11 protein-coding genes are annotated in these 13,510 nt (G+C 47.8%); all 11 read right to left on the bottom strand.

Annotation, left to right across the window (positions count from 1 at the left end; translation table 11 throughout):
- Positions 1–73 precede the first annotated feature (73 nt).
- The 11 genes from rpsO to HPL003_RS17875 all read right to left on the bottom strand — a co-directional run bounded on the left by rpsO (position 74) and on the right by HPL003_RS17875 (position 13,294).
- On the bottom strand, positions 74–343 hold the full coding sequence (gene rpsO / locus HPL003_RS17925) for a 30S ribosomal protein S15 (protein WP_014281126.1): 270 nt from the start codon (positions 341–343) through the stop codon (positions 74–76).
- Between the two features lie 132 nt (positions 344–475).
- Positions 476–1,414 carry a bifunctional riboflavin kinase/FAD synthetase gene (locus HPL003_RS17920; RefSeq protein WP_014281125.1) on the bottom strand — a complete coding sequence of 313 codons (939 nt, stop codon included), beginning with the start codon at positions 1,412–1,414 and terminating at the stop codon, positions 476–478.
- Between the two features lie 57 nt (positions 1,415–1,471).
- The gene (truB, locus tag HPL003_RS17915; protein ID WP_014281124.1) at positions 1,472–2,407 is read right to left on the bottom strand and encodes a tRNA pseudouridine(55) synthase TruB; all 936 of its coding nucleotides are present in this window, start codon (positions 2,405–2,407) and stop codon (positions 1,472–1,474) included.
- The gene (locus HPL003_RS17910) at positions 2,404–3,381 is read right to left on the bottom strand and encodes a DHH family phosphoesterase (protein WP_014281123.1); all 978 of its coding nucleotides are present in this window, start codon (positions 3,379–3,381) and stop codon (positions 2,404–2,406) included. Before HPL003_RS17910 ends, truB begins: the two co-directional genes overlap by 4 nt.
- A gap of 52 nt (positions 3,382–3,433) precedes the next feature.
- Complete coding sequence (gene rbfA, locus HPL003_RS17905) at positions 3,434–3,784, bottom strand: 30S ribosome-binding factor RbfA (protein ID WP_014281122.1); 351 nt, start codon at positions 3,782–3,784, stop codon at positions 3,434–3,436.
- A 20-nt stretch (positions 3,785–3,804) separates the two neighbouring features.
- The gene (infB, locus tag HPL003_RS17900; RefSeq protein WP_014281121.1) at positions 3,805–6,363 is read right to left on the bottom strand and encodes a translation initiation factor IF-2; all 2,559 of its coding nucleotides are present in this window, start codon (positions 6,361–6,363) and stop codon (positions 3,805–3,807) included.
- The gene (locus HPL003_RS17895; RefSeq protein ID WP_014281120.1) at positions 6,356–6,679 is read right to left on the bottom strand and encodes a L7Ae/L30e/S12e/Gadd45 family ribosomal protein; all 324 of its coding nucleotides are present in this window, start codon (positions 6,677–6,679) and stop codon (positions 6,356–6,358) included. The genes infB and HPL003_RS17895 overlap by 8 nt, the downstream gene beginning before the upstream one ends.
- On the bottom strand, positions 6,672–6,980 hold the full coding sequence (gene rnpM, locus HPL003_RS17890) for an RNase P modulator RnpM (RefSeq protein ID WP_014281119.1): 309 nt from the start codon (positions 6,978–6,980) through the stop codon (positions 6,672–6,674). The genes HPL003_RS17895 and rnpM overlap by 8 nt, the downstream gene beginning before the upstream one ends.
- A 23-nt stretch (positions 6,981–7,003) precedes the next feature.
- Positions 7,004–8,101 carry a transcription termination factor NusA gene (gene nusA, locus HPL003_RS17885; RefSeq protein ID WP_013309927.1) on the bottom strand — a complete coding sequence of 366 codons (1,098 nt, stop codon included), beginning with the start codon at positions 8,099–8,101 and terminating at the stop codon, positions 7,004–7,006.
- A gap of 102 nt (positions 8,102–8,203) precedes the next feature.
- A complete protein-coding gene (gene rimP, locus HPL003_RS17880) occupies positions 8,204–8,665 on the bottom strand; it encodes a ribosome maturation factor RimP (RefSeq protein WP_014281118.1) in 462 nt (153 codons plus the stop codon).
- A gap of 312 nt (positions 8,666–8,977) precedes the next feature.
- Positions 8,978–13,294, bottom strand: a complete 4,317-nt coding sequence (locus HPL003_RS17875) for a PolC-type DNA polymerase III (protein WP_014281117.1) — start codon at positions 13,292–13,294, stop codon at positions 8,978–8,980.
- Positions 13,295–13,510 lie beyond the last annotated feature (216 nt).

Genomic DNA, 13,510 nt, shown 5'->3' with positions numbered 1-13,510 from the left:
TGCTGTCCGCCGTCGCCTTAGCAGGGACAAGCGGTGAACAACCAGGCTTCTTTTCTCATTACATGTCTGAAAATTAACGACGCAGTCCGAGACGCTCGATCAACGCACTATAACGTCTAACATCAGTCTTCTTCAGGTAAGCCAAAAGTTTACGACGCTGACCGACCATTTTCAACAACCCGCGGCGGGAGTGATGGTCTTTCTTATGCGAACGAAAGTGGCTTTGCAAGTTGACGATGTTTTCAGTAAGGATAGCGATTTGTACCTCAGCAGATCCAGTATCGGATTCATGAGTTTTGTACTCCTCGATCAATTGCTGTTTACGCTCTTGAGTCAATGCCATCCTGTTCACCTCCTTCATTATAATCGCCATTAGCCTCGTAGCCGCTGGTGAAAGCGGACAACCAAGCAAAGGTTCATCGTTGTTTACACAACATAAGTCAGTATAACACAGCGCCTGTCTTATGTAAATAAATTAGCCTAACAGCTTTTTAGCCGTTTGTGCATCATTGCCAATCTGGGTAATCAGCTCGTCCACCGAAGAGAATTTGCGTTCAGGACGGATGTAATGATGAAGCTCAACCAGCACAGGTTCGCCATAAATCTGCTGGTCGAAATCAAACAGATGAACCTCAAACGACGGATTCAGCACACCTTCATGAAAAGTAGGCTTAACCCCTACATTCATTACCCCGCTTCTCCAACGCTCACCTACCAGTGCCCGTACAGCATATACGCCCTTGACTGGAATTACGTAAGTATCATCCAGCTTGAGATTGGCTGTTGGGAAGCCGATGGTGCGTCCACGCTTCTCTCCATCCATTACGGTGCCCCGAATGCGATAAGGGCGTCCCAGCCAGCGAGAGGCACGCGTTAAATCCCCTGTCTGCAAGGCATGTCGGATGCCGGAACTGCTCACTTTTCCCCCATCCAGCTCGAATGGCGGTACGGTGTGGACGGACATACGTTCTCCTCCCAGTTCCCGAAGAGTATGCTCATGCCCGGCTCCCCGGTAGCCAAACCGGAAATCAAAGCCCACTACTGCCGTTTGAATCTGTAGTGGAAGCAAGATGTCCGTAATGAACGCCTCAGGGCTTACTTTGGAAAAGTCCTCGTCAAATCTCAAAATATAAAGCACGTCCACACCCATATCGGCCAAAATATCCTGCTTGTCCACAAGCGGGGTCAAATAGCCTTCATAGTCGCCTTTTTTCATGACTTCCTTCGGGTGAGGATGAAATGTCATAACAGATACCGGCACTTTCTGTTCCCGAGCCAGCTCGACAGCCTTGCGTATGACACTTGCGTGTCCGAGATGAAGACCGTCGAACTGACCGATCGCCGTGACCTGTGAACGTCCCCATTGGTGCAAAAGCTCATCGCTCAATGGATAAGATAACGATACGGTAATCATATTATTTCACCTGCATTTCACATCATTTGACTAACTTCGTCAAAATTATAGCACAATTCAAGGTAAAAAAACTTTAATTGGCGCGATAGCCCCTGATTCATCCCGTCCATATACGCCCAAAAACGTTCGATCCTCTTTATACAACCGGAAGGGCTGGCTGTCCTTCACAGGCGGAGAAATCATGCTCAGCGACAAGCGCTGACCTTGGAGAGCGGCAGCCGCCTTCACTTCGGCTACCGTATGATCAGGCATATAGTCAATGGCCTCATCAGTGGCAATAAGCCGTTCACCCAGGCTGCCATCCGCTACGTAGCGTTCAATTTCTTCGAATGTTAAACAACGATCCGCAGGAATCCCCGCAGACATGGTTCGTTCCAGCTTGACCATCGTCGAAGGATATCCCAATTCGCGGCCGATATCGACGCAGAGCGTACGGATATAAGTTCCTTTGGAGCATAATGCACGAAAAGAAATATCGACATATGATCCCGTCTCCGCGAATCCCGTCATTTCCAGCTCGTAAATAGTCACTTCACGGCTTTTACGCTCCACGGTCTTGCCTTCTCGGGCCAGCTCGTATAGTCGTTTGCCATCCACTTTGAGGGCCGAGTACATTGGCGGCACTTGGGAAATCGTACCGACAAAACGTTCCAGAACCGCTTTGGCTTCCTCTTCCGTCACCTCTACTGGATGGTCACACTTCTCGGTAATCGTACCCGTAAGGTCCTCTGTATCAGTGGCAAGTCCCAAGCGTAACGTTGCATGGTATTCCTTAGGTAATTCCTGCATGTATTCAACTACCCGGGTAGCGCGTCCCAGACACAACGGCAGCACGCCCGTCACCTGAGGATCAAGTGTTCCGGTATGTCCGATTCGCTTCATTCCCAGCAAACGGCGAGCCTTGGCCACCACATCATGAGAGGTGAATCCAGCGGGTTTGTAGACGGGTAGCACGCCTTCCCAAGTTGCTTGTTCCTGCTTCATCGGCTTCATAGCTCGGCCTTCACCCGCCCTACAACGACCTCAATAATATCCTCCAGCTTCCCCTCCAGACGACAACCTGCAGCACGTACGTGTCCCCCGCCCCCAAACGATTGGGCAAGCGCAGCTACGTTAACGTTACCTGCCGATCTCAGACTGGCTTTGACCGCTTGATCACTAATCACTTTAAAGAAAATGCCTACTTCAACGCCACGAATATTTCTCGGATAATTGACGATACCTTCCAAATCCTCATTAACAGCTCCGCATTCCTTCATATCGTCAGGAGTTACAACCACCCAGGCGACTTTACCATCTTCCGAAATCTCGAGCTTTTGCAATGCTTTGGTCAGCACCTTCATTTGCGGGAATGTCATTTCTTCCAGCAGGCTCTCGGATAGATAGGGACCGTCTACACCATAGGCAAGCAGCTGTGACACTGTAGACATGACTTTAGGTGAAGTGTTCGAATACCTGAAGCCTCCTGTGTCCGTCAGCAATCCGGTATATACAGCCGTCGCCACTTCAACGTCCCAGTTGATCGCAAACTTTTCCAGTAGATCAAAAAGAATTTCTGCCGTTGCCGCAGCATCCGACTTAATCACATTAACTGTGCCATACGCATCATTCGTGGGATGATGATCAATATTCAAAATGATGGCATCTTCCGCAAAAAATTGCTCTGTCAGACCAACACGACGGAAATCTGCACAATCTACACAAATTATCCGGTTGTATTTCCGTTCCGGCGGTTGCTGGCTCATATCCATAATCTCATCGGCATGCCATAAAAAATCCATGCGCTTCGGGATAGCCCCCTCATTCAGCATGGTAAATTTCTTCCCCAGACATGAGAGAAGCCAGCCCACCGTTACGGTGGAGCTGACTGCGTCTCCGTCCGGCTGTACATGCGATACGATCAGGTAATCATCATGCTCCAGAATAAATTCCTTCGCTTGTTGAAGCGCCTGTTCATAGGTATGCATTGCCGTCTCCTTTACATTCAGTTCATGGTTCCTTCGGATAAACTAGCTCTTGCTATTTTTCATCCTTGTCGATATCACTCAGCAGCTTTTCAATCCGGCTGCCGTAAGCGATAGATTCGTCAATTTTGAAAATCAGCTCAGGAATATGGCGCAGCCGTATCCGTTTGCCAAGTTCGGAACGAAGATAACCGTTCGCTTTGTCCAATGCTTTCAGGGAAGAAGTTTTTTGCTCCTCATCCCCAAGCACGCTCAAGTATATTTTCGCTTGGGACAAATCGTTTGTCAGATCAACACCCGTTACCGTAATAAAACCGATACGGGGATCTTTTAATTCGGTCTGTATGAGTTGGCTTAGCTCTTTTTTAATCTGCTCGCCAACCCGACCTGTACGTATTTTAGCCATGGATGCTCACCTCTCTGCCGTTAGCGCTCCACTGTTTCCATGACGAACGCTTCAATAATGTCGAGTTCCTTAACATCATTATAGCCATCAAGGGTAATACCGCATTCGTAACCTTGGGCAACTTCTTTTGCGTCGTCCTTAAAGCGTTTCAGTGAGTCGATTTTTCCCTCAAAAATAACAATGCCATCACGAATCAGGCGCGCTTCTGCTGAACGGGTAATTTTACCGGACGTCACCATACAACCGGCAATCGTACCGACCTTAGTTACCTTAAACACGTTGCGAACTTCAGCATGCCCAATCACATTTTCTTTATATTCAGGATCCAGCATGCCTTTCATGGCTTGCTCGATTTCTTCAATGACATTGTAAATGACGCGGTGCAGACGAATGTCCACTTTTTCTGCTTCAGCTGTAGATTTCGCCTGATTATCAGGACGTACGTTAAAACCAATCACAATGGCATTGGAAGCCGCAGCCAAAATAATATCGGATTCGGTAATTGCACCTGCACCGCTGTGAAGAATTTTAACGCGTACACCTTCAACTTCAATCTTGTTCAAGGAACCTTTCAGCGCTTCGACAGAACCTTGCACATCGCCTTTGATAATGACGTTCAGATCTTTCATCTCGCCATCCTTGATGTGCTGGAACAGGTCATCCAGCGTTACGCGGGTGTTGCTGCCCAGATCGGACTGACGTTGCGTAATCGAACGTCTGTCAGCGATAGCACGAGCTTTGCGCTCATCCTCGAACACCATGAACGGATCACCAGCAAGTGGCACTTCTGTCAAACCAGTGATTTCAACTGGTGTGGAAGGACCCGCTTCCTTGAGACGACGGCCTTTGTCATTGACCATGGCACGTACACGTCCGAAACAGTTACCTGCTACGAAAGCATCGCCGACTTTCAGTGTACCATTCTGAACGAGGATACGGGCTACGGAACCGCGGCCTTTATCCAGCTCAGCCTCGATGATCGTACCACGTGCCCGTTTGTCCGGGTTCGCTTTGTACTCATTCACTTCAGCTACGAGCAGAATCATTTCGAGCAGATCTTCAAGACCCATTCTCTGTTTCGCGGAAACGTTGACGAAGATCGTATCGCCGCCCCACTCTTCAGGAACCAATTCATACTCAGTCAATTCTTGCTTTACTTTATCCGGATTCGCATCCGGTTTGTCGATCTTATTCACAGCCACGATGATCGGCAGACCAGCTGCCTTCGCATGGTTGATGGCTTCAACTGTCTGTGGCATAACACCGTCGTCAGCTGCAACAACAATAATCGTCATATCCGTAACTTGAGCACCACGAGCACGCATAGCCGTAAACGCTTCGTGACCCGGTGTATCCAGGAAAGTGATTTTTTTGCTGTTGATTTCAACTTGGTACGCACCGATATGCTGTGTAATACCACCAGCTTCGCCGCCCGTTACATTAGTGGAGCGAATAGCATCCAGCAAAGTTGTTTTACCATGATCGACGTGACCCATAATCGTAACAACGGGTGGACGTGTTTTCAGAAGGTCTGGATCATCGTTTTCTTCCACTGTTTCAAAGCGATCCTCTTCGACCGGAATTTTCACTTCTACTTCCACACCGAAATCTCCGGCAAGCAGAAGGATAGTATCCATATCCAGTTCCTGGTTAATGGTCGCCATCGTTCCAAGCGTGATCAGCTTTTTAATAACTTCCGATGCATCCTTGTGGAGAAGCTTCGCTGTTTCGCCTACTGTCATCTCACCACGCACAATGATTTTCTTAGGCGTGTTGTCGATTTTCTCGCGGCGCTCCTGTTGTTGACCTCTGCCACGGTTGTTGAATTTTCCACCACGATTGCTACCACCGCGGTTATTGCCACCACGACCACCGTTACCGCCGCGTCCTCCTCCTTGACGGTTATCGTCAAAACGGCCTTGACCGGAACGATTACCGCCGTTATTGGAGTTGCTGCCTGTACGGTTGCCACCACCGCTACGATTCGCATTGCTACTTCCCGTGGATGAAGCCGTTCTTACTGCCGTACCACCTTGATTGCTCCCTTGCGGACGAGAGTTAGTGCTTTGGCTACCTTGAGGACGTGAACTCGTGTTAGTGCTCGGGCGCTGTTGTCCTCCCTGTTGCTGGCCGCCACTACGGTTCTGGCTGCCTTGCTGTCCACTTGGTCTGCTTGTACTCTGTTGACTGCGGTTTTGACCGCCCTGCTGACTACCCTGCGCTTTTGGAGCGCTGCTTCGGTTACTGTTTTGGTTGTTGTTTGTCCTATTCATACTTACCTGCTTTTCCTGTTGATTTTTGGTTTGCTCAGTTGAATGATTACTATTCTGGCTTGAACCGGCCTGGTTCGAGCTTACTTGCGCCGTGCCTGCTCCGCCTTGCTTGGCCGCAGCATTGGATTTAATATCCTTAAAAAATTTTTCCACTTTACCCACGGCATCGTGTTCCATGACGCTCATATGGTTGTTCACGGGAATATCCAGCCGTTTAAGAATGGTGATAATTTCTTTGCTGCTCATGTTCAACGATTTGGCGTATTCGTATACCCGCACTTTGTCTTTGCTTTCTTGTTTACTCAATATACTCCACCTCCGACATTATCCCCACATGTTTCTTGATCAATTTCGCGAATCCTTGATCCGTCACAGCCAGCACAACCCGTTCAGGCTTGCCGATGCTGCTTCCCAAGCTTTCCCGGTCAAATCCTATCAATAAGGGGATTTTGTACGTCCCGCATTTGTCGCGGAATTTCTTTTGAGTATTCATTGAAGCATCTTTCGCAAGAATGACCAGCCTGGCTTCTGAAGACCTGATCGCTTTAAAAACGATCTCATCACCTGTTAGCAGCTTGCCAGCTCTCATGGCAAGGCCCAATCCAGACAGCGCCTTATTCATCCTGCACGCTGCCTTGTGCCGCCAGGAATTCTTCCTCGACGGCAGCAAAATCACGACTTAGCTGCTCATAAATATCAGGATGAACCGAGTGCTTCAATGCCCGGTCCAGTGCCTTGCTTTTTTGAGCAAGCTTGAAGCAGGCGGCTTTGCCGCACAAGTAAGCGCCGCGTCCCGACTTTTTGCCAGTCAAGTCAATCAGCACTTCGTCTTCAGGGGTTTTGACGACACGGATCAACTGCTTCTTAGGCATCATTTCATGACAGGCCACACACTTGCGCAAAGGTACCTTTCTCTGTTTCATGCATTAACCCCCCTACACTCCGTTTAATCTACAGAAACGGAATCCTGATGCATTTCATCGGTGGATGTTCTCGGTCTGCCGAGTTCTTCCTCCGCCTGCGTTTCGCTCTTGATATCAATTTTCCAGCCAGTAAGCTTGGCAGCAAGGCGGGCATTTTGCCCTTTGATCCCAATGGCCAGAGAAAGCTGATAATCTGGCACGATGACACGCGCCATTTTTTCTTCTTCAAACACCTGCACCTCAAGCACCTTGGACGGGCTCAGCGCATTAGCTACATACTCGTCAACATTATCGGAATAACGCACAATGTCGATTTTTTCACCACGCAACTCATTCACAATCGTCTGCACCCGCGTTCCTCTCGGTCCTACGCAAGAACCGACCGGATCTACCTCGGCATTGCGGGAATGAACTGCGATTTTAGAACGGAAGCCTGCTTCACGCGCCACAGAACGAATCTCAACAACACCGTCAAAAATTTCCGGCACCTCGAGTTCGAACAAACGCTTAAGCAGACCTGGATGTGAGCGGGACAACATGATTTGCGGCCCTTTGGTCGTATTCTCTACCTTGGTAATATAAGCCTTAATCCGGTCCAGATGACTGAATTTCTCATTAGGCATCAACTCGCCCAACGGGAGAACCGCCTCCACCTTACCTAGGTCAATATAAATATTACGCGGGTCCTGACGTTGTACAGTCCCTGTTACAATATCCTCTTCCTTGTCCACAAACTTGTTGTAGATCAATCCCCGCTCCGCTTCACGGATACGTTGGGTTACGACCTGCTTCGCTGTTTGTGCAGCAATCCGTCCAAAATCACGAGGAGTAACTTCAATCTCAGCAATATCCTCCAGCTGAAAATGTGGGTTAATCTCACGGGCCGCCGGCAACGAAATCTCGGTGCGAGGGTCCAATACCTCCTCAACGATCAGCTTACGGGCATATACCTTAATGACACCCGAGTTGCGGTTCATATCGACACGCACGTTTTGTGCGGTGTTGAAATTCCGTTTGTAGCTGGAAATCAAGGCTGCTTCAATGGCCTCAAACAGCACATCTTTGCTGATCCCCTTCTCTCGTTCCAACTCGTTCATTGCTTCAATAAAATCCATACTCATGGATTACTGCTCCCCCTTTCAAATGATGGCACCTGCGTCCTGGTCGGCACACGAGGTAAAAAAACATGAAGTACATGTCAAACAGCAACGGTCAAATCCGAATTAAAATATGATCGCGAGCCTAGCTCCAGCCACCTTGTCATAAGGTATGGCATGCTTCTTTTGTCCGCTCTGAACGGTAAGTTCCCCATCTTCAAAAGAAAGCAAACGACCTTCAAATTCCTTCAGGCCGTTGATCGGCTCGTATGTAGTAACGAATACATTTTTGCCTACCGCTTTAGTTACGTCTTCCGCTTTTTTCAGCGGCCTTTCAGCGCCTGGTGAAGACACCTCCAGAAAATATGCTGTAGAAACAGGGTCGTTTTCGTCCAGCTTTTGACCCAGGTATTCGCTGATCATACTACAGTCATCCAGATCAATTCCCCCGTCTTTGTCTACAAAAACGCGAAGAAACCAATTGCTGCCCTCTTTGACATACTCGACATCGACCAGTTCAAAACCATGCTCATCGAGGTAAGGTTGGGCCATTTCTTCTACTACTGACTTGATCTTTGGTGTGCTCAAAGATTATAACCTCCAAAAGTAAACTTTCCTGTGGTGAAAAAGAGACGCCCCATTGCCATGGACAATGCTTCTCCATCACCGGCATTTTCCATTTTCATTTGATGTAATGTTCATTTTGGGCTCACTGCAAATAAACCGGCGTACCGGTTCCTGCCCAAAAATCGTCTTTTCACGTTGTAACTGTATATCAAACAGTAAAGAGTGGGTTTCCCCACTCTTTAAGCAACGGTTTTATCTCCATGATTACCAAAAAAATTATAACATAACCGTAGTTATGTGACAAGTGCCAGAGCTTGACTACTAGGATTTCAATTAAAACAGAGACAGCTGATTACTCTCCGGCAGTCCACGGAAACAGCCCATCTGGGACAGCATTTCGACAATCGTTTTACTAGCCTTCGATTTTTGCTGGAAATCCTCAACAGACAAAAATTCACCCTGTTCACGGGAGGCTGCGATGTTACGTGCTGCGTTTTCCCCAATCCCCTGAAGCGCTCCGAACGGCGGAATGAGTGAATCTCCATCTACCTTGAAGCGAGTAGCCTCGGAACGGTACAAATCAATCGTCTTGAAACTGAAGCCGCGAGCCGTCATTTCCAGCGCCATTTCCAGGATCGGAAGCATTCCTTTTTCCTTTGGTGGAGCCTGAAAACCGAGCTGCTCGATTTCGACAATTTTCCGCGCGATGGCATCATACCCCTGACAACACAGTTCAATATCAAAATCGGCTGCGCGTACCGAGAAATAGGTCGCATAATATTCAATCGGATGATACAGCTTGAAATAGGCGGTCCGCACTGCTGAAATAACATAGGCTGCGGCATGCGCCTTTGGAAACATGTACTGGATCTTGAGGCAGGAATCAATGTACCATTGCGGCACCTTGCATTTTTTCATTTCCTCGATCCATTCCGCACTAAGCCCCTTACCTTTACGCACGCTCTCCGTAATTTTAAAGGCTAGACCTGCATCCATTCCCGCCTTATAAATCAGGAATAGCATGATATCATCCCGGCAACCGATTACGGTCTTGATGTTGCAGGTATTGTTTTTGATCAAATCCTGCGCGTTCCCCAACCATACGCCCGTACCATGGGACAGACCCGATATTTGTAGCAAATCGGCAAAAGAACTTGGCTGTGATTCCACTAGCATCTGACGTACAAACTTGGTTCCCATCTCAGGTACACCATAGGTGGCGACAGGAGTACGGATCTGCTGCGGCGTTACGCCAAGCGCCTCCGTGGAATTGAACATACTCATAACCTTCGGATCATTCATCGGAATCGTCGTTGGGTCGACTCCAGTCAAATCCTGAAGCATTCTCATCATGGTCGGATCATCATGGCCCAGAATATCGAGCTTGAGTAAGTTCGCATCAAAAGCATGATAATCAAAATGCGTCGTTTTCCATTCCGAGCTCGTATCATCAGCCGGGAATTGTACCGGCGTAATGTCCTCGACCTCAATATAATCGGGAACGACGACAATCCCGCCCGGATGCTGTCCAGTGCTGCGTTTAACGCCCGTACAGCCGGAAGCCAGCCTGTTTAATTCGGCCCCACGCCATTTTTTATGATGCGCCTCTTCATATTTCTTCGCAAAGCCGAAGGCTGTTTTTTCCGCAACTGTGCCGATGGTTCCAGCACGGAATACACTTTTCTCACCAAACAGTACTTTCGTATAGTTATGTGCGACTGGCTGATATTCCCCGGAGAAGTTCAAGTCAATATCGGGAACCTTATCTCCCTTAAACCCTAGGAATGTTTCAAACGGAATGTCCTGCCCCTCACCCTTCAGCTTGCCACCGCATTTCGGACAGTTTTTGTCAGGCAAGTCAAATCCGCTCGGCACACTGCCATCCAAAATCCAATCGCTATGTCTGCATTCAGGATTACCACAAATATAATGCGCAGGCAGTGGATTAACCTCGGAAATACCAAGGAAGGTAGCAACCACAGAAGATCCAACAGAACCCCGCGAACCTACCAGGTATCCATCCTGATTGGACTTTTTAACCAGTCGCTCGGAAATGAGATAGTTGGCAGAGAAACCGTATTTAATAATCGGCTCCAGTTCTTTTTCAAGACGGGCTACGACCACCTCGGGCAATTCCTCACCATAAATGGATTTAGCCGTCTCGTAGCAAGTATTGCGGATTTCCTCGTCTGCCCCATCCAGCAAAGGTGTGAACAGCTTATCAGGGAACAGCTCCAGCTCCTCAAACCGCTCCGCCAACTCGCTGGTATTCTTCACAACGACTTCATAGGCTTTCTCCTCGCCCAGAAACTCGAATTCTGCCAGCATTTCGTCTGTCGTGCGCAAATGCGCATCCGGTTTTCGGATATCCTTTAACGGGCTAAAGCCAGTAATTCCATGTATCGTGATATCACGGTACAGCTTATCACGCGTTTCCAAATAGTGAACATTGCCTGTAGCAATAACGGGCTTATCGAGTCGCCGCCCAATTTCGCATACTTTACGAACTGCCGTTTTCAGAGCATCAGGGCCACTTACCAGTTGTTTTTCCACCAGATGCATGTACATGGTTAAAGGTTGAATCTCCAGCACATCATAAAACTGTGCAATTTCCTCGGCTTCCTCCTCCGACTTGTTCAGAACTGCCTCGAAAAACTCTCCCTTTTCGCAACCTGAAATAATAAGCAGCCCGTCTCTCATCTCTGACAATTTCGATTTAGGAATACAAGGAACACGCTTAAAATATTCGGTATGTGACATTGAAACCAGTTTGTACAGATTTTTTTTGCCAATCGGATTAAGCGCATAAATGCAGCAGTGGAAGGGACGAACGGTCGATAAATCCTTCCCAACATAGTCGTTCAAGCGATCGAGCATTTTCATACCTTTAATTTGTTCCGCATCATTCAAAAGTCCATTCAATACTTCCGTTAGCGCAACTGTATCATCAATGGCCCGGTGATGGCTCTCGAGCGCGACCTTATATTTGGTAGTCAGTGTGTTCAGACGATGATTTTTCATCGTTGGAAACAGCAGGCGGGCCAATTCCAGTGTATCCAAAACCGGGTTCGTCATCTCGGGTAATCCCATGTTCCTAAGCGTAGCCTGAATAAAGCCAACATCAAATCGCGCATTATGGGCAACCAGCACAGCATCGCCAGCAAAAGCAACGAACTCCTTTATAACGGGCTCTATATCCGGTGCATCCTTGACCATTTCATCGTTAATGTTGGTCAGTTGCTGAATATTATAAGGAATACGCTCATGCGGATTTACAAAGGTAGCATACCGGTCTACCTCTTTACCCTCATGCATCTTGACAGCAGCAATCTCAATAATTCTATTTTGTGTGACTGACAGACCAGTGGTTTCAATATCAAAAACGACATAAGTCGCTGTTTTCAAATTAAGCGGCTGTGCCTGCATCACAACCTCAACCGCATCGTTGACCACATTGGCTTCGATACCATAAATCATTTTAATTCCGTTTTTCTTGGCGGACTTAGCGGCATCGGGATAACATTGCACTCCACCATGATCGGTGACCGCAATCGCCTTGTGCCCCCACTTGGCGGCCGTTTTAACATACTGGTCAATGGAGCTAACAGCATCCATTGCGCTCATCTTCGTGTGAAGGTGAAACTCAACCCGTTTTTCCTCTGCATTATCTTTACGGGAAGGAGGAGCCTGGACCTCTACCAGATCAGAAGGAATCATAACCAGCTCAGGAATTTGCATAAAACGATCATATTCGACGCGGCCACGGACCTTAACCCATTTCCCATTAGCTAGCAAGCTGAGAATTTTTAGATCTTCTTTTGTTTTGGCAAACATTTTCATTTGCAGCGAATCACTAAAATCGGTCAAATAATAGGTGAACAATGTACTTCCATTGCGCAGTTCTTTAGTATCGAGACCGAAAATCGTTCCCTGTAACGTGACTTTCTTCTCTTCATCCTGAATTTCTTGCATCGGAACAGGGGGCTCCTTGATGTCATAGCCAAATTGAAGCCGTACATCTCCTTCCTCTTCATCCAGAGGCGGCATATCTGATTCCATGCTTTCCATCATCTGCTGAATAACTTCACGTTCTTCCTGCATCTTTTTCTCTTGGAACTGCTGCAAAGCCTCTTGGTTACTTTCACCCACCTGGATTTTAATACGCATCGGGAGACCAAAATATTTATCGTAGAATTTGATGATTGCTTGGTCAATCTGCTTTTTGCGTGCCAGCTCCAGTGACATGCTATCGCTCATCGTCAGCAATAATAGGCCGTCTTCCCATTCATGTACAGCCCGGTTCATCCAGCCGTTCACGGATGGGATTTCACGGTGCACCCATTCCAGAAAAAGCTTCCAGTATTCACTAATGATATCCGCAGACTGAACTTGCTCACTATACCGAAACCGAAAGGTGATTTTAGCGATGTGGTTCATTTTCTCCTGCACCTGAATACAGAAGGCCCGATATACCTGAGCGGGAACCAGTGTTTCCTTGGCGATGATAATATTCCAATCCTTATTGGTACGGCTTATTTCCACCTGCTCAATCCAACCGTCCAAGAAATAAGGTTCAACCACTCCCGTCGGCATCACTACTTGCTTCATTAGCAGTTCCAGCCGTTTTCTCTTTTCTTCAGCTCCGTCCATGGCTCTCCCCCCGTTTTCCATTGACTTAACTACTCTAATCGTACCCTGGATTCCAAATCTACAATTCTGAAAACATGAAAAGCTTCTGCGTCTAAAACATCTCCGACCGCAAAAGCTTTTCGTAGCCCCTCTCCATCCTCCACCATAGCAACCTCTTACGGTTATGCTCGTTGGCGGAGAGAATGAAGTGAGTATAGTAGTGTAGCTTTACTTCTT

The organism is Paenibacillus terrae HPL-003 (assembly GCF_000235585.1).
In the GTDB taxonomy this organism is placed as follows: Bacteria; Bacillota; Bacilli; order Paenibacillales; family Paenibacillaceae; genus Paenibacillus; species Paenibacillus terrae_B.
Note: the sequence above shows the minus strand (reverse complement) of the source record. Positions and strands in the feature narration are given on the sequence as shown.

Excerpts from the sequence above, each read along its gene's own strand:
- rpsO (WP_014281126.1), bottom strand. The coding sequence starts at position 343 with ATGGCATTGACTCAAGAGCGTAAACAGCAATTGATCGAGGAGTACAAA.
- HPL003_RS17920 (WP_014281125.1), bottom strand. The coding sequence starts at position 1,414 with ATGATTACCGTATCGTTATCTTATCCATTGAGCGATGAGCTTTTGCAC.
- truB (WP_014281124.1), bottom strand. The coding sequence starts at position 2,407 with ATGAAGCCGATGAAGCAGGAACAAGCAACTTGGGAAGGCGTGCTACCC.
- HPL003_RS17910 (WP_014281123.1), bottom strand. The coding sequence starts at position 3,381 with ATGCATACCTATGAACAGGCGCTTCAACAAGCGAAGGAATTTATTCTG.
- rbfA (WP_014281122.1), bottom strand. The coding sequence starts at position 3,784 with ATGGCTAAAATACGTACAGGTCGGGTTGGCGAGCAGATTAAAAAAGAG.
- HPL003_RS17895 (WP_014281120.1), bottom strand. The coding sequence starts at position 6,679 with ATGAATAAGGCGCTGTCTGGATTGGGCCTTGCCATGAGAGCTGGCAAG.
- rnpM (WP_014281119.1), bottom strand. The coding sequence starts at position 6,980 with ATGAAACAGAGAAAGGTACCTTTGCGCAAGTGTGTGGCCTGTCATGAA.
- nusA (WP_013309927.1), bottom strand. The coding sequence starts at position 8,101 with ATGAGTATGGATTTTATTGAAGCAATGAACGAGTTGGAACGAGAGAAG.
- HPL003_RS17875 (WP_014281117.1), bottom strand. The coding sequence starts at position 13,294 with ATGGACGGAGCTGAAGAAAAGAGAAAACGGCTGGAACTGCTAATGAAG.